The organism is Paenibacillus sp. EB106-05-06-XG162, from assembly GCF_058791655.1.
Genome location: NZ_JBYTDT010000003.1, coordinates 1 through 20,912, shown reverse-complemented (window position 1 = coordinate 20,912; position 20,912 = coordinate 1). Strand labels below are relative to the sequence as shown.

28 protein-coding genes and 1 other annotated feature are annotated in these 20,912 nt (G+C 40.0%); of the genes, 24 read left to right on the top strand and 4 right to left on the bottom strand.

Features of this window, described 5'->3' with window-relative positions:
• The 10 genes from AC3WU2_RS08785 (at nucleotide 1) to AC3WU2_RS08740 (ending at nucleotide 7,014) form a co-directional block, all read left to right on the top strand.
• A complete protein-coding gene (locus AC3WU2_RS08785; RefSeq protein WP_492453276.1) occupies nucleotides 1-366 on the top strand; it encodes a hypothetical protein in 366 nt (121 codons plus the stop codon).
• A 130-nt stretch (nucleotides 367-496) separates the two neighbouring features.
• Nucleotides 497-1,198 (top strand): RNA polymerase sporulation sigma factor SigK, encoded by a 702-nt coding sequence (sigK, locus tag AC3WU2_RS08780; RefSeq protein ID WP_018757275.1) that lies wholly within the window; start codon nucleotides 497-499, stop codon nucleotides 1,196-1,198.
• A gap of 384 nt (nucleotides 1,199-1,582) precedes the next feature.
• Entirely contained in the window at nucleotides 1,583-2,053 is a 471-nt protein-coding gene (locus AC3WU2_RS08775) for a hypothetical protein (protein WP_492453273.1), read from the top strand.
• A gap of 115 nt (nucleotides 2,054-2,168) precedes the next feature.
• Nucleotides 2,169-2,651 (top strand): GNAT family N-acetyltransferase, encoded by a 483-nt coding sequence (locus AC3WU2_RS08770; protein ID WP_492453271.1) that lies wholly within the window; start codon nucleotides 2,169-2,171, stop codon nucleotides 2,649-2,651.
• 141 nt (nucleotides 2,652-2,792) lie between these two features.
• Nucleotides 2,793-3,320 (top strand): HIT family protein, encoded by a 528-nt coding sequence (locus tag AC3WU2_RS08765; protein ID WP_492453269.1) that lies wholly within the window; start codon nucleotides 2,793-2,795, stop codon nucleotides 3,318-3,320.
• Nucleotides 3,321-3,560: 240 nt separating this feature from the next.
• Nucleotides 3,561-4,178: a GNAT family N-acetyltransferase gene (locus AC3WU2_RS08760; RefSeq protein WP_492453266.1), complete on the top strand. Its 618-nt coding sequence runs from the start codon at nucleotides 3,561-3,563 to the stop codon at nucleotides 4,176-4,178.
• A 263-nt stretch (nucleotides 4,179-4,441) separates the two neighbouring features.
• On the top strand, nucleotides 4,442-4,918 hold the full coding sequence (locus AC3WU2_RS08755) for a GNAT family N-acetyltransferase (protein WP_492453264.1): 477 nt from the start codon (nucleotides 4,442-4,444) through the stop codon (nucleotides 4,916-4,918).
• A 143-nt stretch (nucleotides 4,919-5,061) separates the two neighbouring features.
• Complete coding sequence (locus tag AC3WU2_RS08750) at nucleotides 5,062-5,586, top strand: DUF6886 family protein (protein WP_492453262.1); 525 nt, start codon at nucleotides 5,062-5,064, stop codon at nucleotides 5,584-5,586.
• Between the two features lie 81 nt (nucleotides 5,587-5,667).
• Complete coding sequence (locus AC3WU2_RS08745; RefSeq protein ID WP_492453260.1) at nucleotides 5,668-6,510, top strand: tyrosine-type recombinase/integrase; 843 nt, start codon at nucleotides 5,668-5,670, stop codon at nucleotides 6,508-6,510.
• Nucleotides 6,511-6,678: 168 nt separating this feature from the next.
• Nucleotides 6,679-7,014, top strand: a complete 336-nt coding sequence (locus AC3WU2_RS08740) for a hypothetical protein (RefSeq protein WP_492453258.1) — start codon at nucleotides 6,679-6,681, stop codon at nucleotides 7,012-7,014.
• 467 nt (nucleotides 7,015-7,481) lie between these two features.
• Here AC3WU2_RS08740 and AC3WU2_RS08735 read toward each other — a convergent pair whose 3' ends face one another.
• Nucleotides 7,482-7,859, bottom strand: a complete 378-nt coding sequence (locus AC3WU2_RS08735; protein ID WP_492453256.1) for a VOC family protein — start codon at nucleotides 7,857-7,859, stop codon at nucleotides 7,482-7,484.
• Between the two features lie 426 nt (nucleotides 7,860-8,285).
• Here AC3WU2_RS08735 and AC3WU2_RS08730 point away from each other — a divergent pair, with 426 nt between their 5' ends.
• The 3 genes from AC3WU2_RS08730 to AC3WU2_RS08720 all read left to right on the top strand — a co-directional run bounded on the left by AC3WU2_RS08730 (nucleotide 8,286) and on the right by AC3WU2_RS08720 (nucleotide 10,595).
• Nucleotides 8,286-9,176 carry a putative RNA methyltransferase gene (locus tag AC3WU2_RS08730; protein WP_492453254.1) on the top strand — a complete coding sequence of 297 codons (891 nt, stop codon included), beginning with the start codon at nucleotides 8,286-8,288 and terminating at the stop codon, nucleotides 9,174-9,176.
• 219 nt (nucleotides 9,177-9,395) lie between these two features.
• Nucleotides 9,396-9,803, top strand: coding sequence for a YciI family protein (locus tag AC3WU2_RS08725; protein WP_492453252.1), 408 nt, complete (start codon nucleotides 9,396-9,398; stop codon nucleotides 9,801-9,803).
• A gap of 213 nt (nucleotides 9,804-10,016) precedes the next feature.
• Nucleotides 10,017-10,595 carry a beta-class carbonic anhydrase gene (locus AC3WU2_RS08720; RefSeq protein WP_492453250.1) on the top strand — a complete coding sequence of 193 codons (579 nt, stop codon included), beginning with the start codon at nucleotides 10,017-10,019 and terminating at the stop codon, nucleotides 10,593-10,595.
• Between the two features lie 152 nt (nucleotides 10,596-10,747).
• Here the strand turns inward: AC3WU2_RS08720 and AC3WU2_RS08715 are convergent, their stop codons facing one another.
• On the bottom strand, nucleotides 10,748-11,071 hold the full coding sequence (locus tag AC3WU2_RS08715) for a 2Fe-2S iron-sulfur cluster-binding protein (RefSeq protein WP_492453248.1): 324 nt from the start codon (nucleotides 11,069-11,071) through the stop codon (nucleotides 10,748-10,750).
• A 286-nt stretch (nucleotides 11,072-11,357) separates the two neighbouring features.
• On the opposite strand from AC3WU2_RS08715, the gene AC3WU2_RS08710 reads away from it, so the two are divergent.
• From AC3WU2_RS08710 to AC3WU2_RS08695, 4 genes are all read left to right on the top strand, one after another.
• The gene (locus AC3WU2_RS08710; RefSeq protein ID WP_492453246.1) at nucleotides 11,358-11,876 is read left to right on the top strand and encodes a GrpB family protein; all 519 of its coding nucleotides are present in this window, start codon (nucleotides 11,358-11,360) and stop codon (nucleotides 11,874-11,876) included.
• 262 nt (nucleotides 11,877-12,138) lie between these two features.
• The gene (locus AC3WU2_RS08705; protein ID WP_492453244.1) at nucleotides 12,139-12,417 is read left to right on the top strand and encodes a hypothetical protein; all 279 of its coding nucleotides are present in this window, start codon (nucleotides 12,139-12,141) and stop codon (nucleotides 12,415-12,417) included.
• A gap of 156 nt (nucleotides 12,418-12,573) precedes the next feature.
• Nucleotides 12,574-13,209, top strand: a complete 636-nt coding sequence (locus AC3WU2_RS08700) for a hypothetical protein (RefSeq protein WP_492453243.1) — start codon at nucleotides 12,574-12,576, stop codon at nucleotides 13,207-13,209.
• 135 nt (nucleotides 13,210-13,344) lie between these two features.
• Nucleotides 13,345-13,549, top strand: a binding site (T-box leader).
• Nucleotides 13,550-13,590: 41 nt separating this feature from the next.
• On the top strand, nucleotides 13,591-14,361 hold the full coding sequence (locus AC3WU2_RS08695; protein WP_281478805.1) for a nucleotidyltransferase domain-containing protein: 771 nt from the start codon (nucleotides 13,591-13,593) through the stop codon (nucleotides 14,359-14,361).
• A gap of 163 nt (nucleotides 14,362-14,524) precedes the next feature.
• Here AC3WU2_RS08695 and AC3WU2_RS08690 read toward each other — a convergent pair whose 3' ends face one another.
• Together AC3WU2_RS08690 and AC3WU2_RS08685 are read right to left on the bottom strand one after the other, a co-directional pair.
• Entirely contained in the window at nucleotides 14,525-15,022 is a 498-nt protein-coding gene (locus AC3WU2_RS08690; protein WP_492453240.1) for a hypothetical protein, read from the bottom strand.
• 254 nt (nucleotides 15,023-15,276) lie between these two features.
• Nucleotides 15,277-15,663, bottom strand: a complete 387-nt coding sequence (locus AC3WU2_RS08685; protein WP_492453238.1) for a winged helix-turn-helix transcriptional regulator — start codon at nucleotides 15,661-15,663, stop codon at nucleotides 15,277-15,279.
• Nucleotides 15,664-15,864: 201 nt separating this feature from the next.
• Here AC3WU2_RS08685 and ahlS point away from each other — a divergent pair, with 201 nt between their 5' ends.
• The 7 genes from ahlS to AC3WU2_RS08650 all read left to right on the top strand — a co-directional run.
• Nucleotides 15,865-16,713: an AhlS family quorum-quenching N-acyl homoserine lactonase gene (gene ahlS, locus AC3WU2_RS08680; RefSeq protein WP_492453236.1), complete on the top strand. Its 849-nt coding sequence runs from the start codon at nucleotides 15,865-15,867 to the stop codon at nucleotides 16,711-16,713.
• Between the two features lie 175 nt (nucleotides 16,714-16,888).
• Nucleotides 16,889-17,239, top strand: coding sequence for a hypothetical protein (locus AC3WU2_RS08675; RefSeq protein WP_492453234.1), 351 nt, complete (start codon nucleotides 16,889-16,891; stop codon nucleotides 17,237-17,239).
• A gap of 142 nt (nucleotides 17,240-17,381) precedes the next feature.
• Entirely contained in the window at nucleotides 17,382-17,768 is a 387-nt protein-coding gene (locus tag AC3WU2_RS08670; protein WP_492453232.1) for a YkvA family protein, read from the top strand.
• Between the two features lie 127 nt (nucleotides 17,769-17,895).
• The gene (locus AC3WU2_RS08665; RefSeq protein WP_492453230.1) at nucleotides 17,896-18,285 is read left to right on the top strand and encodes a hypothetical protein; all 390 of its coding nucleotides are present in this window, start codon (nucleotides 17,896-17,898) and stop codon (nucleotides 18,283-18,285) included.
• A 294-nt stretch (nucleotides 18,286-18,579) separates the two neighbouring features.
• Nucleotides 18,580-18,933, top strand: coding sequence for a hypothetical protein (locus AC3WU2_RS08660; protein ID WP_492453228.1), 354 nt, complete (start codon nucleotides 18,580-18,582; stop codon nucleotides 18,931-18,933).
• A gap of 145 nt (nucleotides 18,934-19,078) precedes the next feature.
• Complete coding sequence (locus tag AC3WU2_RS08655; RefSeq protein ID WP_492453226.1) at nucleotides 19,079-20,113, top strand: hypothetical protein; 1,035 nt, start codon at nucleotides 19,079-19,081, stop codon at nucleotides 20,111-20,113.
• Nucleotides 20,114-20,661: 548 nt separating this feature from the next.
• Nucleotides 20,662-20,912: IS110 family transposase (locus AC3WU2_RS08650; protein WP_492453224.1), on the top strand; the 251-nt coding region annotated here is incomplete at its 3' end.

The following is a 20,912-nucleotide window of genomic DNA, read 5'->3' as shown; positions in this document are numbered from 1 at the left end:
ATGGATGAATTAATTGATGAAATTGAACAAATGATTGAATCACTAAAAAGCAGAATTGATAGAAATAAAAGAGTACATGAATTTTCATATATGGACGACACAAGTCATTATTACCGGTTAATGTTTATGTGTTGTTCATTGGAACGGTGGGAGTCAGTATTGAAGATGATTGTACGTTATCGGAATAACAGATGTACACCAATTGAAAAGAAAAGTGATAAATTTACGAAAATAATTGAAGTTCAAGTAAAAGGAACCCCAGGCTTTGTAACTAAACAAACAATAAATTCCATGATCGATTACATGAAACAATTAGAATGGAAGGTTGATTCTTTAAATGGGATCTGGAAGGACAATATAACGTAATAGACAGACTATGAATTTTATATAAAAAGCTTTTTATAGCTGTACAGGCACACATAGGCAGTCGCCCACATAGAATGTATCGTTCTCAATTGCACAGATGGAGAACTTGCATGTCTAAGGAGGTGGAGTAATGCTTGGGTTTTTATCAACAATCGCGATGTTCATAAAACAGCTTTCTCTATTGGTGTCCTACGTTAAAAATAATGCTTTCCCTCAGCCTCTGACCGAAGAAGAAGAAATGAAGCATTTGCAACAGATGGCGGAGGGTAATGCGTATTCACGAAATATGCTTGTGGAACACAATCTTAGACTTGTCGCCCATATAGTAAAAAAATTTGATAATACAGGGGAAGATCTCGAAGACCTTATCTCGATTGGTACGATTGGACTCATTAAGGCCATCGAGAGCTTTCAGCCGAATAAGGGCACGAAATTAGCCACTTTTGCTGCTCGTTGTATTGAGAACGAGATCCTAATGCATCTCCGTAGCTTGAAAAAAACTCGTAAGGATGTTTCCTTACATGATCCAATTGGGACTGATAAGGAAGGCAATGAAATTACGTTAATTGATATTCTCGGCTCCGAAGCCGACGACGTTGTAGAGAAGGTACAGCTGAAAATCGAGAAATCGAAAATCTACCAAAACCTCGAGATCTTGGATGACCGAGAAAAAGAGGTCGTCGTAGGCCGCTTCGGGCTCGAAGCAGGCGGCGAGGAGCGTACGCAGCGGGAGATTGCAAAGGAGTTGGGCATTAGCCGCTCGTACGTGTCACGGATCGAGAAGAGGGCACTGATGAAGCTTTATCATGAGTTTTATAAGGCGAAGCGGTGAATTTTTGTATGATCTAGAAAAGGCGTGCCGGATAACGGACGCCTTTTTAAGTCTATAAATCGCATGTGTGTGCAAAGGTATACTTTTGATGCATATGAATAAACGGTGAATCACAAGAACATATATACTTTGGAAAACGACAAGAACATGGATACTTGACCGAATAGATAATTATCTGATCATTTTTGATGGTTGAGTGGAGGTACTCGAATCACTGCAGCTTCTCATCTGTCATTGAACTACTATGAAAGAACGGATTAACTTTCATTCTCTGTGGTGCCAAGCGTTCTGCGAGGCATGGATGGCTAACGGGCAGGTTAGTGCAGCAATAAGGTGTACCTGTTACAATTAATAAAGATGCATTTTAAAGGAACAGGTGGTCTTATGAATAATCCGGCTCTGAATCTTGATACTGAAATAAAATCTTTTAAGAAATGGGCAGACGGAGTAGCTGTTAAACATGGAGAATGGGAAACCGATTACCTTCATTGGGATAAGATCTACCTTGCTGTAGACGAAGTGTTAATACAAGTACCTATTGATGAATGGAATGCGGATGCTTATGAGTTAATACTCTACACATTGGCAAGAGATAACGAGTGTGAAAATGTAATACATTCACTAACTGAATACCCAAGCGTTTTAAGAAGCCTTGCATATAAAGCCTTAATGTATGAGGATTATGAAGCACGGTGGCAGGTAGCCTACGCACTTGGAGAAATTGCGGATACCGATAACAACGTTGATGAACTTTTAAGAATGTTTTTACAAGATAAACACGAATACGTCCGAAGAAGAGCTTCGTTTTCGATAGAGAAAAGTATAGAGGACGATTCAACTAAAGGGACACGATAGTTAACCATGACTAGGCTGCCATCTCGATTGGCAGTCTTGTTGCGCTAAACGGCAGTTTAATTCAAATATGTGGTAAAATTAATCGATCATATTCATTCTTTCGAAGGGGCTTATTATGAACGTTGTGAGTGCTACAAAAGATGATCTGAACGGATGGTTGGAATTGGCTGCTGAAGTAGAATACTTATTTGGTCCTATGGTAAGCGATCCAAAATTTATTCAGGCAATAGAGAAAAATATTAACCAAGGCAGTGCAATCTGTGTTAGGGAAAACAATGGAGCTCCAGGATCTTGCTTACTCGGTGGAATATTATTCTCGTCAGTAGACTCACCAAGCTACAAGATCGGATGGTTAGCTGTTTCCTCTCGAGCGAGAAATAAAGGCATAGCAACTGAACTATTGAAACATGTACTGAAAGATGTTAATGTCCCAGCTGAAATATCAGTTACTACTTTTGGTGATGATATCCCAAATGGGCAGCCTGCAAGACGGTTATATCAAAAGTTCGGGTTTACACCTCAAAAAGAACCGATCCCGAATGGTCCTGAAGGCGGTAGTCGTCAAAAATTCAAGCTGGTAATCACACAACAGGATTAAGCTAACGGTCAATGAATCATGGAGCAGTTTGCGATCCGCAACTGTTCCATTTTAATTGCACTACTATGAAAGAACGGATTAACTTTCATTCTCTGTGGTGCCGAGCGTTCTGCGAGGCATGATGGCTAACGGGCAGGATAGTTGAACAAAAAGGCGAATGAATTGTATAAATACACCAAAAATCTGCAACTCGAACGATTGGCAGCTTGTGATTTGATGGAGCTAGCGAAGAAAAAACGGGGTGAAGGGTATATGGAATGCTTGGGATGTAGGATTTCAAATGGAATTGAACCTAATCTGAATATTATTTATAAGAACGAGCTTATTACTTGTGTACTTGATATTGCTCCTTTTAATGAAGGTCATATTCTTATTCTTCCTAAAAAGCATTATTGGGATGTTGATGAAATCGACCAAGAAACTGCTTATAACATCATGGATACCTCTAAAATGCTTTCAACTGTCTTAAAACGCTTGTTTAAACCTGATGGTATAAGCATTTGTCAAAATGGCGGAAAATTCAACGATTTGACGCATTACCACATGCATCTCATTCCAAGATACGAAGGCGATGGTTTCTCTTGGAGTGAACCGTTGCATCCACATGATGCAGAAAAACGGCTGCCACTAACTAAGGAAAAAATCATTAAAGCATTATTTGAATCCTAACTGAAAATTCAATTAAAGAAAATATAAGCTATAGACCACGAATCAGTTCACCATAACACCTTTCTAAGATGAAGTTGTTTAAAGCTAAAGGGACACGATAGCATCATGACGAACAGGCAGCCGGCATAATTGGCTGCTTGTTCAACTATCGGGCAGTAATGCAAAAGAAGGATTAGTAGGAACTAATGTGGAACTTATACTGGTGTAACCAAAATTTACCTAAAGGTGCTGTGAGGGCAAATGACAACCGAAAAACGTAAAAGACCGCTTTTTTTGGTTTTACCACTCAGTCAACTATACTCCCCGCCAAAAGCCCCAGAGCTAAATAAAGACTATCTTTTGAGAACTTATCAAGTAGGGGACGAAGCAAATTTAGCTAGGTTATTAGGGTCTCAGGGATGGGCAAATGATGAGACACATATAAAGGAATTTTTAGACCTTGTCATTCCCGAAGGTTTATTTTTTGCAGTGCATAAAACCACGGGTGAGATTGTAAGCACCGCATCAGCCCTTCACCATCCACTATCTCCACATTGGCATTTTCGGTTTGGATCCGAAATTGGTTATGTTACTACATTACAGGAACACCAAGGAAAAGGTGTTGGATATGCTATCTCAGTTGCAGCAACGAGACGACTTATAGAAGCAGGTTATAAGAACATACGAGTAGGTACAAATGACCATCGCCTTTCTGCCCTAAAAATATATCTGAAAATTGGCTTTGTTCCATTCCTCTACACAGAGGATAGTCAAGAGAGATGGAAGGCAGTATGCAAAAAACTGAACTGGTCTTACACTCCAAATGATTGGGTTATTCCAGAAAGTTTAGTATGCCAACGGGACACTTTAATTCAATAAGATTTTTGGAGGCAGCCGACATTTTATATCGGATGCCTTTTCTTATTAACGGGCAGGTAACGTTAATAAAAAATAAAAATCGGCACAACTATGTGCCGATTCACCAATTACCATATGCCAGAAAGGATACACCTAAAAAAGTCATGGATACATAATATTCTATAAAAAAATTCAATATAAGTCTATAATTTTTTGGTGAAAACTGTAATATTATTTATGCGACCGCGGCGCAAAACGATAATTGATAAAGGGAGAAGACCTGAATGATTACTCTCAGAAAAATAACGTTGGAAAACAGACGCGCCATATTTAACTTGGAAGTATCTGAAGAACAGCGGCGCTTTGTTGCGTCCAATCTATCAAGTGTAGCTTTGTGCTATGTCCTTGCAACCAATGGGGGACATCCAATTCCATTTGCCATTTATTCGGATGGGCAACCTGTCGGTTTTGTTATGTTGACTTATGGAATCACAGGATACGACCTCCCGTCAATCGCACACGATAGCTATTGTATTTTACGACTGATGATTGACAAGAACCACCAGAACCGAGGCTATGGTCAGGAAGCCATGAGAAAAATCTTGGAGTTTATCCGCACATTACCGGCTGGGCCTGTACATTACTGTTGGACTTGTTATGAGGCCGATAACTTCGTCGCTAAAAAGCTTTATGAAAGTTTCGGCTTTCGTGAGAACGGCGAGATCATCCACAACGAACCAATAACCGTATTGAAACTCTGATTTACCTTGAACTAACGGAACATGATAGATTAATAAAATAGCTAAAATGCGGCTGCCGGCATGGATCGGAAGCCGCGTTTAGCTAACAGGTAGGATAGTTAAAAGATTAAATAGAATAACGGTATATGAAAGGGGAGAAATTAATGCTATATCACTTTAGTGAGGATGATAGTATCAAAATATTTGTTCCCAAAGAAAAACAAAATCGCCCCGATTTACCTGCAGTAGTGTGGGCTATTGATGAAGAGCATGAGTTTACATACTATTTTCCCAGGGATTGCCCGCGGATTGTATTGAGAAGAGACGAAATGACAACAGATCAACAAATGCAACTTTTCTTTAATAACACGACTGCCAAAATTATAGTTACAGTAGAAAGTGATTGGTATACACGTATATCAAAGCAAACCATGTTTAGAAACAGCTTTGAGGATGAAAGTTTTGAACTCTTTGATAAAACAGCTGGTTATTATATCTCTCATCAAGTAGTTGAACCCAAGACAGTACAAGTATATGGAGATCTAATAGAGAGATTAATTCAAAAAGGAATTGAATTAAGATTCACAACAAATTTATATCCGCTTAGAGATGCGATTCTAGCTTCCGATTTCAAAGGGTTTGGCATACATAGATTTAATAATGCAAAAAACAATAATTCATTAAGCTAACGGGGCACGCTAGTTAGATAGATTAAAACCTTCCATAAGAAGCAAAACTAGATTTAATAGCTCTTATGGGAGGTTTTATTTATGATTTTAAGTGAAGTATGCCGACTGTATGAAGCTGATAAACGTATTCAGGGCTTTAGTCCAAGTACATTAAAAGCCTATGCCTTACAGCTCAAGATGCTGTTAAGAGAACTCGGAGACCTGGATATTTCTAAGGTTACACTTAACTTGTTGAAGGAATACTTAGCAAAGCAGTCCAGTCGATTGAAGCCTAGCAGTTTAGGACATCGCATCCGTTTTGTTCGTTCCCTATTTCGCTTTGCCTATGAAGAAACATATTTAACCTCAAATCCAGCATTGAAGTTACGCGAACCCAAAATGGACAAGCGTATTCCTAAGTTTTTGATCGAGGAAGATGTCATTCACTTGAAAATCTCTTGCCAGTCCCTGAGGGAAAGGGCACTTCTGGAGTTTCTCTACAGTACCGGCTGCCGGGTTGGAGAGGTGGAGAAGTTAAACATTGAAGACCTGAACTGGGAGAACTGCTCCGCTATTGTAAATGGCAAGGGTTCAAAACAGAGAGAGGTTTACTTTACAACCGAGTGTAAAGTGTGGATGAAGAAGTATCTCGCGAGCCGCGAGGATTCCTGTAAGGCTTTATTTGTAACCGATACACATCCAACAAGACGACTGGCTATTCCGACGATCAGGTGGGCATTAAAACGGCTTGCTGATAGGGGAGAGCTCGAAGCAAATGTATATCCGCATCGCTTTCGTCATACCTATGCGTGTCAGCTTCTTGATAACGGAGCGCCATTAGATTTCATTCAAGGTATGTTGGGGCATGAAAAAGCATCAACTACTCAAATTTATGCCCAGCTGCGCGGGGAACGCCGACGAGAACTCTACCGTCGGTTTTTTTAGCATTTCTGTAATATTGAGTATAGATGAAATGCACCTAAGAAAACTGTTACTCAACTAAAGGGCAGGTTAGTTAAGTAGGAATAAGGTAAAATGATATTTACGGAGGAAGATATGTCTTCATGCGAACCATAAGTGGTGATGCAGTAAAAAAAAGGAGGGCAATGCAGAATGGAATTCAAATTTGGGGACGCTGCAATTATGCTACCCCCGTTACACATTACGATTATCGCAATAATTATTATTTTCTTTTTAGTAAGGTGGAGCAAGCAATTAGAAACAAGACGTTTTACGGTTTTCTTTTACTTTTTGATTAGCACTTTCATTACTCCAATTTTTTCTCGCAGTACAACAGAAGGTGTCTTTCAGCTATGGATTCCCTTGGGATTTATAGTGGTTTTCTTGTATTTGTTTCGCAGCAAAAGAAATCATCCATCTAAAATGAAAGCGAGTATTTTAGGACTTTCCATAGCATTATATCAGTTAATTCTTCAATATGTCGGGTAGATTTTGATATTCCACTAACGGGACACGATAGTTCAATAAACTTAGTGATGCAGACATTATGATAGATCCAGCAGACTGGAGGGATTGTCATAGCGGGAATCCAATCCCCACCGGAGACGAAGAGAACCCTAGTAAGGCATAACAGTATGTAGACTTCTAATATAGAGAACGGTGTAACCAACTCCATCGCTCTGTATTTTTTATGCTCCCAAGTCAACAGCGAGTCAAGAAGCAACTCCTGAAAGTACTTACAGAGCGCTTCGAGCCAAACGCGCATTCGTATGCCAAACAAACCGCTGTACACACAAATAAAGGGCCGGGACGCCCCACCATTGTGGTGTTGCATACCACAACCCTGAGTTATCAAGTCAACAATTTAACGGTACAAATGTGCCATTCAAAGTGAATTCAACAAAAAGAGGGGCTAACGCCCCTCTTTTTGTTGAAGATTGGAGGAGGCGCAGCGATCACGCTCTCCACACACATATCTTGTTGTCGTCCGGGTCGTTGAGATAGAAACACCACGGCCTGCCGTCATCATCATGCGCATACTGGATGTCGCCGACTTCGACCCCGTTGTCTTTGATTATCTTATGTAGCGCTTCCATATCGTTCCTATCGACGATGAATCCAACTACCTCGTGCTGTCCGCCATGGAAATACTGATTCCTCTTGATTTCACCCATTGCTAAATTGATGAAAAATTTAGCTCCCGAATCGGCTTCCAACATCGCGAAGCCGTTGCCGTTGTTTACCACGGTCTTTAAACAGAAATTATCTTCATACCACTTGATGGAACGTTCCATATCGGTCGATAGTAGCTCGTTATACGATCCTTTAATCATAGTGAAACCTCCAGTTTATAGTGACCAACATTTCTATTATATACCATATATTGCTATGATTGTGTAGACCGCGGTGGGAGAAAATGACGTAAACTTTCATGAGGAGGAATTCACACTTTAACGATTCCAATGCCATGGCGGTAATTAGAACCGCTGCCTTTGTTAAAACGGGCAGATTAACGCAATGGATATAGTTGATCATGCAAGAAAGAACCAGCGCTACAGTGAGAGCAGAATATGTTATAATAAGAGCGTTTTAAATACCATTACAATGTAGGAGAGTTACTCTATGATCATTAAATTCATTCGTTTAAGGTAATGTAAGGTACAGATCACTTAACCCATTCATTTTTTAAAAATGGCTTTGGGTTTATTTGACTGTGCCTTTTTTCATTCACCGATTACGAATGAATGGGGTGCTTTTTTATGTCCAAACAAAGTAAAAAGATAATAAGTGCAGCTATTATTACACGATATCAAGAGATTTTTAGATGCCCGATATGTTTCGGTCAGATGCAAATGAACAATTTACAAAGTTTGATTTGTAGCAATCGGCATTGTTTTGATGTAGCGAGGCAGGGATATACAAACTTATTGTCACGAGCCATTAAAACTAAATATGATAAACGAATGTTCGAATATAGAAGAGTGACTTGCCAAAACGGTTTTTTTGATCCTTTAAATGCTGCGATAAGCGATATAGTAATCAAACAACTCCGGGCCAATGAACAAACAAGCATACTAGACGCAGGGTGTGGTGAAGGCTACCATTTAACGAAGATTCAGGAAAGAATATTACGAAATACACGAAATTCTCTTTTGGCTGTCGGAATGGATATTTCTAAGGAGGGGGTCAGTTCTGCTTCAGCCGAGTATTCCAATGCTATTTGGTGTGTTGCAGACATTGCGAACTGCCCATTTGCTGATCATCAATTCAATGTCATTCTTAACATTCTATCTCCGGCTAATTATTCGGAATTTCAAAGACTGATTGCGGAAGATGGTATGGTTATAAAGGTTATTCCAGGGCAGGATTATCTTAAAGAATTAAGAGATATATTTTACAAAGGATCTAAAAAACAGGTTTACTCGAACAAAAATACTCTGGATCATTTTCATGAACATTTTGATGTAACAGACGTTGAAAATGTTCGATATCAGGTATTCTTGGATGATACTTTAATCGAACCTATACTGCGAATGACGCCTTTATCCTGGGGGACAACAACGGCACATTTGCTGAAAGTTCAAGAGATGAATTTAAAAATAATCACTATAGACTTCACGATTTTGATTGGAAAGAAGCAGCCTGAGTGATATAGGTCGCTAAGCTAACGGGGAACGATAGCTTAATAAATAAACAAAAACGCGGCTGCCGGCATAATTGCAGCCGCGTTGCGCTAGCGGGCAGTATAGTTCAAATTTGGAAAAGATTTTTTAAGATTTTTTATTCAGTTTGTCGATTTTGATTTTCATAGAGGTCGAATATGCTGGTCTTCTAAAAGGAACTTGATTCAAAAACAAGGAGGAAGATTTATGCTATTTATGCTGATTGTCAAAACCACGAATGAAGCCGGAGATCTCCCGAGCTTAGAGCTCAGAGAAGCCATGACGAAGTACAATGAGGAATTAGTTAAGGCTGGCGTGCGGGTTATGGCTAAAGGACTTCATCCAAGTTCAAATGGGATTCGCCTTTCGTTTCCGAAACCAGAGGAAACGCCGGTGGTTACGGATGGCCCATTTACGGAATCAAAAGAATTGATTGCCGGGTTCATTCTAATTGATGTGAAGTCGAGGGAAGAAGCCATCGAGTGGGCCATGCGGATGCCGGACCCGATGGGACATGGGAAAGGTCAGATTGAATTGCGTCAAGTAATTGAGAATCCGGAAATGTATACAATAGAAGCTGAATTACGCAAGAAATCAGAAAAGAAAACCATGTGACAACCTATGGAACCCATCGTACCATTGAAGGAATCTGGACCGTAGAATCGATTTCTTTTGTACATCTTCCCTGGTCATGGGAAATCCCCCCTTGAATTGATTCTAACTGTTATATTGGGAGATAAATTGACGATAGAGCTGATCGAGCTTTATATTAATGATAGAATCTCGGAGTTAAGAGAGGCTATTAATGGTAAAAGGGGAGATTAAGCAATGTCAATCGTTTCCGAGTTGTTGCAGTATAACCGTCAATTTGTCGAGAGAAAGGAATACATGGACTATTTAACAGACAAGTACCCAGATAAGCATATAGCGATTCTCACCTGCATGGATACCCGGCTCGTTGAACTCCTCCCCAAAGCATTGAATCTTCGCAACGGGGATGCCAAAATTATTAAAAATGCCGGCGCCATATTGACTCAGCCTTTCGGAAGCGCAATGCGAAGTATTCTAATCTCCATTTATGAGATGGGCGTTAAGGAAGTGCTGGTCATTGGTCATCATGGCTGCGGCATGACCGGACTCGATACTGCTGGCTTGGTCGATAAAATCAAGGCTCAAGGCATTTCGGATACTATACTAGAAACAGTTGAAAGATGCGGAATCAAAATGGAAAAATTCCTTAAAGGGTTCGAAACGGTTGAAGAGGGGATTATGCAGAGTGTCGAGATCATTCGCACCCATCCTTTACTTCCAAAATCGATTCCGGTTCACGCATTTGTGATGCATCCAGATACGGGCGAAATGGAGCTCCTCTCGGAAGGCTACGAATACCTGCAGAAGCATGTCTGACAGATCCCCATTTCGGCCAGTCTATGTTTGTTGAGCTGCTGACGTTTCATAAGGCTAGGCTGGGCCAAGGCCATCCATTAAAAAACCACGCTGAGCACCTCATGCGAGATGCCTCAGCGTGGTTACGAGCCCGGAAGCCGGTTCGCGATCGGTTAGTCTTGCGGCCGATTGCCTGGCTCCAGGCCGGATGACGATACCGTCATCAACGGTTTTACAGTAAGATCGTTATGTACTCGAATTTGGCACGATAAGCGGATGTTCGATTCCGTAATGCCTTTGGCCTGCAGAAGAGCGGCTTCCGCTTCTCCAACCGGACCGGCGTCTCCATCCACCACTTCGACACGGCACGTCGTGCATTTGGCGTTGCCGCCACAGCGGTGCAATATGTCTACCCCATTATCCTCCAGGGCAAGCACAAGTTTAGTACCTTCTGCAATTTCATAGGAGCCTCTTCCTTCAATTTGAATCGTCGGCATCTTGGACTTCTCCCCATTCCTAATTTGGTAGCTGCGCAATCAAAGGCTTGTCATGCGCAATACCACTAATCATACTATCCAAAATCGCAATCTGTAAACAACCGAACGCGTCACTAGATAACCTTTGGTATTGCTACTTCATCACGGTTACGTACAATAGCGGCATCGGATTAAATCGAGGGAGTTCAACAGCAACAAGAAGGTAGCCGATTATCGAGCGGTTGTTTTTTTCGTTATACGAATTGGCAGGATAGCCGAAGACTTAAAAATGCGAGGAGGAAAAAGAATGAAAGTCACAGTTGTAGAATACGATTCTAATTGGAAAAACGAGTATCTAAAAGAGGAAATAGCGATTAAGGAAATCCTTCAAGATGATTTGGTGAATAGTTTCCATATCGGGAGTACGTCCGTTCCCAATTTAAAAGCAAAACCGATTATTGATATTTTGCTAGTAGTCAACGATATCGGAAAACTGGATGTTTACTCTGCCCAATTCGAAAACCTTGGCTATGAGGTAATGGGCGAATTCGGAATGAACGGGAGGAGGTACTTCCGTAAAGGCGGAGATGATCGTACTCATCAAATTCACGCTTTCCAGTACGATTATATTCAAGAAATCGAAAGGCATTTGTCGTTCAGAGATTATCTTCGTGAGAATCCGGAAATATGCAAGGAGTACGGAGATTTAAAAAGCAAATTAGCTGACAAGCATCCTACAGACATTGAAAGCTACGGCGACGGCAAAGATGATTTTGTTAAAAAAATCGAAAAGGAAGCGCTCAAATGGCATTGGGAAAATCGCTGAAAATATAGCATGCTTAATATTGCTGTAAGACTAAAAGTCGGCCTAAATGGGTCGACTTTTTAGTATGGCGTTTATTCGGGCGGTTGAAGAAACAGGCTTTTATTCGATTTGAAACAAAGAATGAGTTTCAACACTCAACCTGGATCATTCCCGCATGTTAGCCATCAGATTGAGCTAACGGGCAGTTTTGCGGAACCAAAACCTGTAAATATCAGTATACATAGTAGAATAAAAATTAGATGAGAGAGGAGTCAGTTGCGTAATGAATGAAATGATAACAGCAATCAAATCTCAGTGTGAAAAACTTTCTGAAGATGAGATGAAAATGGTAATCGATGGGCTATCATGTGGTTTTGAGAGGCGAATTCAAAATTTGCTCTCAGAACTCACAACATTTAATCAAGATGAATTAGTTGTTGCTAGTAATGTAATAAGTGGACTAATTCTTACTAAAGAGAATGTACCTAACAACATAGAAGCGTATGTACAAGTAAAGGATCTTACCAACAAAATTTCCTTTGGTCCGATGACAAAAGATTAAGCTAACGGGACACGATAGCTCAATAAAGACAGATGAAGGCAGCCGGCTTCTTGTGATCGGCTGCTTTTCTCAACTAACGGGAAGGATTCTTTAATAACTCGGCGAATATGAGTAACGATACTTTGAGTGAAATAATGCTTATAAGGGGGCTGTGTGATGGAGAGTACACAAATTAAACAAATCACGCACGATCATCGAAAGATATTTCCACAAGTTTACGCAGTCAAACCAGGACCGGTACATTTTCAGCAAATACCGAGTTTGAGCTATGTTTCTCAAGAAATGAACACTACTTTCCACATGAATTGGGCTGGACACCCTGAACCCGTGGATGAAATGTGGATTTTGTCTAAGATTGTGAATCAACTGAAAAGAATATCGAAAGAGTCCTTGGGCTACAAATTCCAACTCATGCCTCACGAAATTATCTGGCATAACTCTAATGGAAATAATATATATTCTGTAACCCAAATGATGCAGGTTCCAGATTGTATCACTTTGGATATGTTCGATGAGGCGAAAGCTTGTGTGCAACGCAATTTGCGCGGGAAAATCATTCCGGAAACGAAGCTTATAACCAAAAATCCGGTTCTCTGTGTGCAAAAACTCCATGTTGGACCTTATAGCGATAGTCTGGTAACCCTGAAGGAAGTCCATGATTTCGTTATGGAGCAAGGCTACAAAGTAATGGGGGACCGCAGAGAAATATATCTTACTCCTGCAATGGCAGATTGTTATCCACCGGAAACATGGAAAACGATTGTCAGAGTTGAGGTCGAAAGACTGAGCTAACGGGACACTATAGCTTAATAAACAACTAAGACGCGGCTGCCGGCATCGATCGGTAGCCGCATTACGCTAACGGGCAGTTTTCTTGAGCAAGTTGTTGACTAAGGTGACGGGAAAGAGTAATATTTAACCAATATCCGTAAATCAATGATGGAACAAAAGTAAATCATTAAACTCTTCACAGGAAAGGGTTTCATGACTGAGAAAACCCTAGAGTACTGATTGAAAATGCCAGTTCCAGAGTATGGCTAATACCCATCGGTTTGACCCGTTATAGTCAATTAAGGTGGCTGTGTGAAAATACAGCAACCTGGGTGGTACCGCGATTAATATCGTCCCAGAGCATTTTGCTTTGGGGCGTTTTTTATTTTGGGAGGAATCTATATGATATTAGAAAAAGTTATAAATAGAATTGTAATACAAAGTGAATATAAGGATTTTGTTGATAAGTATATAGATAATATACTTACCGAATTTAAAGGTAAGATTCATAGCATTTATATGTGTGGCTCGATTCCAAAAGGAACTGCTAAACCTTTTAAGTCAGATGCAGACTTTACTATTGTATGTGTAAATCCCAAAGATATTGATTACGAAAGATTGTCAAATATTAAAGACAGGCTTTTGGAAGAATATCCAGTAGTAACTAAGATTGATACCACAATTTGCTCGATTGACGATGTATTAAGTAAACCAAATGATTGGGGTTTTTGGGTAAAGATAATTAGTGTTTGCATATATGGTCATGACGTTGGTGAAAAAGTACCACCGATAATTATTTCTCCAGAGTTCATTTTAGACTTAAATGCAGAGACCAAGAAGGAAGTAGATCGTAGACATAGTTTACTTTCTAATGCTAGTGATAACACAATGAAAACTAGATTAATTAAAGGTTACTCTAAGAGATTAATTCGTGCATTATACTCTTTGGTTTTAGAAGATACAGGTGTATGGCAAGATGACATTATTAAGATGAAGAATGCCATATTAAACTATTGTGAGATTGACTCCGCTTTAATTGATTATCTGTATGCTTGTTACTTGGATAGTAATGTACTTGTTGAAGAGTTTCTGGGAATTGCAGATGAAGTATATAGCTATTTTGAGAACTCCTTAAATGCAATGGCTGTCCGGGTCACTCTGAGAAGCGAGTGACCACATCCAGCCCCCTAAGCCCGTCGGGACGTCACTGCATTAGGTGTTCGGCAAGCCTCACAACTATAAGCAGCGACTCTAATTAAAACATAAGACTATTGAGCTAACGGCGAACGATAGAACATTGACAACAGGCTGCCGGCACATTCGGCAGACCGTTGAGTTAAGGATTAGAATTAGTTTTTTTGGACTTCAAAAAATCCAGCATTTGTTTTTGTTGTTGTTCTGAAATCGAAAAATATTGGTTCCCAGTTAAATATTCTGTATTTTCAAACGAACGTGGTACTTCTGTACTTTCAACAAATCCTGCAGGTGCTCCTTCTCTTAGCCACACAAGATAGTTGAATCCGTTTCTTTTTATGGAATCAATACGGAACCAATAATTTGGTTTACCTGTTTTACTATCAACCAGTTGTCTTTCATTAAATGGTTGTAGAATTTGTTGAATCGTTTTTCTTTTTTTCTTGTCACTGTCAGTTAACCATTTCGATTTGGGGTCTATAGTCCAACGTGCTATTAGATTATATTGAGAGTCGAAAATGCGAACATCGAAAACTTCGTTACCCAGTAGGGTTGGGTATTTATTTATGTAGCTAAGAGTACACACGCAGATAACAGTAATAAGCGCAAATATTCCCAATATCCAAAACCATTTTTTCATCGTAGTTCCCATCTTTACTTGTAATGTTTGTTCCTGCATTTTACTGGTAGTGACTTTTATATTCAAGGCTAAATAAATGGGAAATTACTCAATGATTTTTGGGAAATGATATCTCGACGATTACGAGCGCTTTCAGACATAACGGGTTTTAAGCTAACGGGACACGTTAGTTGAACAGAGCGAGGAGCAGTTTACTACGGCAACTGCTCCTTGTTTTTATTAAGCTAACTGGCAGGATAGCTCAATTATGATAGTTAATCATCACTGTAAGTTAGATCGAAGTTGACTCTTGCTGCTTCGACACGTACATAATTTTCTCTTCCCCATTGCCGTAGCTCTCTCATCGGCTGGAGTAAAGATTCCCCTAGAGGAGTGAGTGAATATTCAACCATTGGAGGAACCGATGGTGTGATATGACGTTGGACCAGTCCATCGCGTTCAAGCTTACGTAGGGTTTGAGTCAGCATTTTTTTGGAAATACCCTCGATTCTTCTCGCCATTTCCCCGTAACGGATGCTTCCGTCTTCCATTGCGTAAATGATGAGCGCGGTCCATTTATTAGAGATAATATCAAGCACTTTACTGTAGCCACACACCGCAAGCGCGATGTTGGGGTGTTTTAGTTTGACCAAAGATGTCAAATGATTTCCCTCCTCTGCACCTTGAAGTTCCCAGGACACTTTAAAGTGCCTACTTACGTAGGTTTAGTTTATGCATTATTGTATGACTATACCAAGGGCAAAGCAAGCATTGAGCTTTACGCCAAAAGCGCCTGATTCATTACGAAGGCTGACATTTTGAACAGGATGATAACTAAATTAATCTAGTGGGAGGAAATGAACATGTCGAATATTATAAAGCCCCGCCCTAAACTGTATGTGATGGATAACGGCCGTATGAGCATGGATAAAAACTGGTTGATTAACATGCATAACCCAGCCACGGTTAGCAATCCTAACGCGGCGACGCAGTTTGTGGAATTTCCGATTTATACGGTGTTGATTGACCATCCGGAGGGGAAGATTCTATTTGATACGGCTTGCAATCCGAATTCCATGGGCGTTGAAGGACGCTGGGCGGAAACCACCCAACAAGCGTCCCCTTGGGTGGCGTGTGAGGAATGTTATCTGCATAACAGACTAGAGCAGCTCCGCGTAAGACCTGAGGACATCCGATACGTCATTGCCTCTCATTTGCATCTGGATCATGCGGGTTGCCTAGAGATGTTCACGAATGCTACGATAATCGTCCACGAAGATGAACTGAATGGCACACTGCAGAGCTACGCCCGTAATGAAAAAGAAGGGGCCTATGTTTGGGCAGACATCGATGCTTGGATCACAAACCATTTACAATGGAAAACGGTCAAACGCAATGAAGATTATCTCGATCTGGCTGAAGGAATCCAAATTTTAAATTTTGGAAGCGGACATGCTTGGGGTATGTTAGGCTTGCACATTGAAATGCCCGAAACAGGCGGGATCATCCTCGCTTCGGATACCATTTATACGGCTGAGAGTTACGGTCCTCCAGTTAAGCCACCGGGCATTATCTATGATTCAATCGGTTACCGGAACACAGTTGAAAGAATCCGTACGCTGGCTACCCGAACAAACTCCCAAGTGTGGTTCGGACATGATGACAATCAATTCAAACAATTTCGCAAATCAACCGAAGGATACTACGAATAATTATCAATAAGTAGATCATCCCAAGGTTAAGCTAACGGGACACGTTTGTTGAATAGCCAGGGAGTAGATTACTGCGGTAGCTGCTCCCTGTTTTCATTGAAGTAACGGGCAGGATAGCTTGATTGAAGTCGCGAATAATATAAAAAATAGATTTTGAAAAGTGAGCAGATTCTGAATGAAATTCAACATATACAAAGCAATCAGCAGTCTCAGAATTAACAAATTTGTTCCACAAATGTACAAAGGACTCCTACCGAAGGTTTTTCCAGAAGGTGAGTACACTATAATTGTATTTTCTGCTTCAAAAGATGAAGCGATAATATCAAAGCACGTTGAAAAGGCATTAAGGAAACTTTCTGAGAATCCAAGCAACTACATCCTCATTTTCGCAGAAGGATTTACTATCGGGGCTGCTAATTTATTAGATGATCTTGGGATAAAGTATTTTGCTTTACACGAACCAGATTTTCGGACAGATCGGCAATATAATGATAAGAAAAACCATCTGGATCCAGATATTAAATAAGACAAGTTGCTGAACTAACGGGACACGATTGTTGAATCATGGTACAGGCAGCCGGTCAAACGATCGGCTGCAGTTTCATTAATGTAACGGGCAGTTTTACGTGGTATTATAGGAGTAACTGCACAGTAGGAGAACAGTGTTTATGATTGAAAAAATAAAGACGTGGGCTAAGCATTTAAAAAGAAAGGTCTTTGTACTTTATTTTGCATATAAGGATAACCGCACTCCTTGGTATACAAAATTATTTGCCATATGTATTGTTGCCTATGCCTTTAGCCCAGTTGATTTGATTCCAGATTTTATCCCCATACTAGGTTATCTAGACGATGTGATATTAGTTCCTCTTGGTGTTACGCTTGCATTGAAATTGATACCTAAAACGATAATCCAGGATTGTACAGTAAAAGCCGAGGAACGAATAAAGCATGGAAAACCGAAAAATTGGCTTGTAGGAAGTTTAATTATTTTTGTATGGCTAGTGGTCGTACTGTGGATTTTTATTGCCACATATCGGTATTTGTTGAACTAACGGGACACGATAGAGGAGCAGAATGCTGCGGCAGCTGCTCCTCTTTTATCGAAGTTAAGTTATCGGGCGATTGTCTAGGTCCAATACATTACACCCTCCATATGATAGTTCGAAGGAGTGATGTAATTTGGCGAAAACAACACAACCGATAACCATTGGAGCAAATAGTATAGCAAAGATTGGGAATCGTTTTTTTCTAATTGTTGAGGTGGAGGCAAAAGCACCTGGAGTTGAAATTGATCCTGTATTCGGTGTTCGAACGACTGCAAAACAAGCAGGAAGTCTCATAAAAGCAGGTGTTATGCGTACGATATTTAAAAAAACTCCTCCAAAACCGAGTCGTACTAAGAAAGTAGAGTTAAAAGGCGTACTGTTTGCTAGTGGTCAAATTTTTTCGGTATTTGACGTTGAAAACACGACTGATGTTTCTGTACTAGTAAGAATCAACCGTGAACAAGCAAATAGGCTTATTCGCGGTGGTGCTCGCATCATCAAAGTTGTAAGGAAGCCATTTTAAAAATTAAAGCTAACTATGGTATAGTCTCCATAAGAACTGAACACTAATAATTGGTCGGTGGTTTAAGTAGAAAAATAATTATGTGTATGCAAAATAGTCGTACTTTATTAAGCTAACGGGACACGATAGTTCAAAAATCACCAGAAGAGGCTGCCGGCATAAGACCGGCAGCTTTTGTTGCGCTAACGGGCAGGATAACGCAACAAATTAGTTTCCCTTTCGTTTAATAATATGTGAACTTTATTAATACTCGAGGGAGGGATTCCAATAAAAGGATTTCTAATGTGTTTATTCATGGTTATTTTTTTATCTGGTTGTTTAGATAGCTCCTCTATTTTATTTACTGGTGAAAGTAAGAACTGGTCAGCAAGCTATGCCGTTACGAACCTCAATGGTGAGATTCAAAATTACACATTAACATTAACATACAAAGGGGATAACCCTTCTGAAGTAGGTAAAGTCAAATATAAATTTTCTGTATCATCAGGGGGAGGAAGTGGAGAAACAGAATTGTCAGGGAACAAAGAAATCATCCATAAATCTATGAGTAATGGTGCTGTTCCGCAGAAAGACGAAATAATCGATGCTACAGTCGAGTGGAAAGGTATAAAAGAAGAGCTACAGCTTTCAACAAACGGGACACTATAGCTTAATACATAACTAAGACGCGGCTGCCAGCATAAATCGGCAGCCGCGTTGCGCTAACGGGCAGGATTGTGTAATTCTTTTGTATTGACGAAAGAACAAACGTTCTCTAATATTAATGTTAAAATAATACATTGGAGGAATCTTAATGAAAGAGGTCGATGCACAGTTGCAAACGCGTGCTTGGAGCTTGGTAGATGATTTGGACCAATTTGACCTTGGTGATTCAGATGCACATGTAAGTGAATGGCGCAACATTAAAGCTTTAAATTTAAACAAATCCGGTGTTGCCGCTTTTTTAAAAAAAGATATCAAACTACAGTCATTTCGCTTACAAGCATATGTTGCGATTCCAGAGGCACCAGGATTTATTGGACTTACCTTTGGTGCGCGTGATTCCTCTAATTACGAATTGATATATCTGTCTCCCGGCAATAACGATGGTTATGGAGAAATTCAATATGATCCTGTTATGAACGGGTCTACAACATGGCAAATTTATAATGGTCCAAATTATTTAACGAATGCACCTTATATCGTAGGAGAGTGGGTTAAATTTACTGTTGAAGTCCATCACAGAATGGCGAAAGTTTATATTGGTGAAACTTCAACTCCTCAAATGATCATTTCTAATCTTCAACATGGGTCTGTAGAGGGTAGGATTGGCATTTGGGGATACTTGCCCGTATTCATTCGAGATTTATCGATAGAGGATCTATCAGTTCAGTCTTTTTATGAAGATGAAGTTAACCAAATAAACAGTAAAGGATTTGTAACAGATTGGCTTGTTTCAGATCCTTATTTTGATGAATCACGTAAGAGTGAGTTAAACTGGACGAAAACTGTGACTGAAGAAAATGGTACATTAAACTTAAACAGACTCTTTGCATCTGTAAAAGATTCAATCGTTCAAGTGAAAAGTTCAGTTTCAGTGCTTAAAGAAACTCAATCAATAATATCTTTTGGTTTTAGCGATCATCTTAGACTTTGGATTAATGAACAAGAAATTTATCAAGGATCTTGGTTGTGGAATCCACCAGTGAGTGATGGTCGGATCCGTCCAGATCATATCTCTATTCCAGTTAGATGGAACTCAGGCACTAACTCAATTCGTGCAGAAATCACTACAAGCGAAACTGTTTTCGGTTGGGGGTTTTGTCTAAAAACAGGGATTCAATCTTAAGCTAACGGGACACGATAGTTCAATGCTCAAAGGCTGCCATATGGCAACCTTATCTCAGCTAACAAACTTAAAGCTTAATAGGACGGTGGTTTGTATTGAGAAAACTATTGAAAATACTCGGAATGGTATTCAGTATAGTTACTGTTGTTATTGCAATATCTTTTTTTATAGATAAAGATCAATTAAGACTTTCATGGATGATGGTTACAATGAGTTGTTCATTGATATTTAATAGTGGAGCTTCTTACTTAACAACAAAAGATAAGCAAGGGCTGCTACCTATAGGAGTCGGAATTATAATATTAATATTTTGGATAAGTCAGTAAAAACCACAATGTCATTACGCTAACGGGACACTATAGCTTAATAAAATAACTAAAACGCGGCTGCCAGCATTTGATCGGCAGCCGCGTTGCGCTAACGGGCAGCATTCCTATTATGAAGAAATACGAGGTTTGAGAAATAAAAGGACTCCTTGGTATGATGTTTATGGGTCCCAGATGCTGGCCAGCGTCGGATCCAAAAACAAACCAAGGAGAGACTACAAGATGCATTCTACTCAAAATGAACGAATTAATCAAATCACTTCTTCTACCCTAATTGTCGGTGTAGACATCGCCAAATTTAAACATGTGGCTCGCGCACAAGACTACCGCGGAGTCGAGTTCGGGAAGCCAATTGCGTTTGAGAACAATCGGGAAGGTTTTGAATTGTTCGTGAGTTGGTTTCAGAAGATTTTAACCGAGCAAGGTTTCAAGAACGTCATTGTTGGTATGGAACCAACGGGTCACTACTGGCT

Coding starts and splice junctions, on each gene's coding strand:
- AC3WU2_RS08745 (WP_492453260.1), top strand. CDS start 5,668: ATGATTTTAAGTGAAGTATGCCGACTGTATGAAGCTGATAAACGTATT.
- AC3WU2_RS08760 (WP_492453266.1), top strand. CDS start 3,561: ATGACAACCGAAAAACGTAAAAGACCGCTTTTTTTGGTTTTACCACTC.
- AC3WU2_RS08735 (WP_492453256.1), bottom strand. CDS start 7,859: ATGATTAAAGGATCGTATAACGAGCTACTATCGACCGATATGGAACGT.
- AC3WU2_RS08655 (WP_492453226.1), top strand. CDS start 19,079: ATGAAAGAGGTCGATGCACAGTTGCAAACGCGTGCTTGGAGCTTGGTA.
- AC3WU2_RS08750 (WP_492453262.1), top strand. CDS start 5,062: ATGCTATATCACTTTAGTGAGGATGATAGTATCAAAATATTTGTTCCC.
- AC3WU2_RS08775 (WP_492453273.1), top strand. CDS start 1,583: ATGAATAATCCGGCTCTGAATCTTGATACTGAAATAAAATCTTTTAAG.
- AC3WU2_RS08660 (WP_492453228.1), top strand. CDS start 18,580: ATGGTTATTTTTTTATCTGGTTGTTTAGATAGCTCCTCTATTTTATTT.
- ahlS (WP_492453236.1), top strand. CDS start 15,865: ATGTCGAATATTATAAAGCCCCGCCCTAAACTGTATGTGATGGATAAC.
- AC3WU2_RS08730 (WP_492453254.1), top strand. CDS start 8,286: ATGTCCAAACAAAGTAAAAAGATAATAAGTGCAGCTATTATTACACGA.
- AC3WU2_RS08670 (WP_492453232.1), top strand. CDS start 17,382: ATGATTGAAAAAATAAAGACGTGGGCTAAGCATTTAAAAAGAAAGGTC.
- AC3WU2_RS08675 (WP_492453234.1), top strand. CDS start 16,889: ATGAAATTCAACATATACAAAGCAATCAGCAGTCTCAGAATTAACAAA.
- AC3WU2_RS08690 (WP_492453240.1), bottom strand. CDS start 15,022: ATGAAAAAATGGTTTTGGATATTGGGAATATTTGCGCTTATTACTGTT.
- AC3WU2_RS08725 (WP_492453252.1), top strand. CDS start 9,396: ATGCTATTTATGCTGATTGTCAAAACCACGAATGAAGCCGGAGATCTC.
- AC3WU2_RS08695 (WP_281478805.1), top strand. CDS start 13,591: ATGATATTAGAAAAAGTTATAAATAGAATTGTAATACAAAGTGAATAT.
- AC3WU2_RS08715 (WP_492453248.1), bottom strand. CDS start 11,071: ATGCCGACGATTCAAATTGAAGGAAGAGGCTCCTATGAAATTGCAGAA.
- AC3WU2_RS08710 (WP_492453246.1), top strand. CDS start 11,358: ATGAAAGTCACAGTTGTAGAATACGATTCTAATTGGAAAAACGAGTAT.
- AC3WU2_RS08720 (WP_492453250.1), top strand. CDS start 10,017: ATGTCAATCGTTTCCGAGTTGTTGCAGTATAACCGTCAATTTGTCGAG.
- AC3WU2_RS08705 (WP_492453244.1), top strand. CDS start 12,139: ATGAATGAAATGATAACAGCAATCAAATCTCAGTGTGAAAAACTTTCT.
- AC3WU2_RS08770 (WP_492453271.1), top strand. CDS start 2,169: ATGAACGTTGTGAGTGCTACAAAAGATGATCTGAACGGATGGTTGGAA.
- AC3WU2_RS08755 (WP_492453264.1), top strand. CDS start 4,442: ATGATTACTCTCAGAAAAATAACGTTGGAAAACAGACGCGCCATATTT.
- sigK (WP_018757275.1), top strand. CDS start 497: ATGCTTGGGTTTTTATCAACAATCGCGATGTTCATAAAACAGCTTTCT.
- AC3WU2_RS08700 (WP_492453243.1), top strand. CDS start 12,574: ATGGAGAGTACACAAATTAAACAAATCACGCACGATCATCGAAAGATA.
- AC3WU2_RS08740 (WP_492453258.1), top strand. CDS start 6,679: ATGGAATTCAAATTTGGGGACGCTGCAATTATGCTACCCCCGTTACAC.
- AC3WU2_RS08785 (WP_492453276.1), top strand. CDS start 1: ATGGATGAATTAATTGATGAAATTGAACAAATGATTGAATCACTAAAA.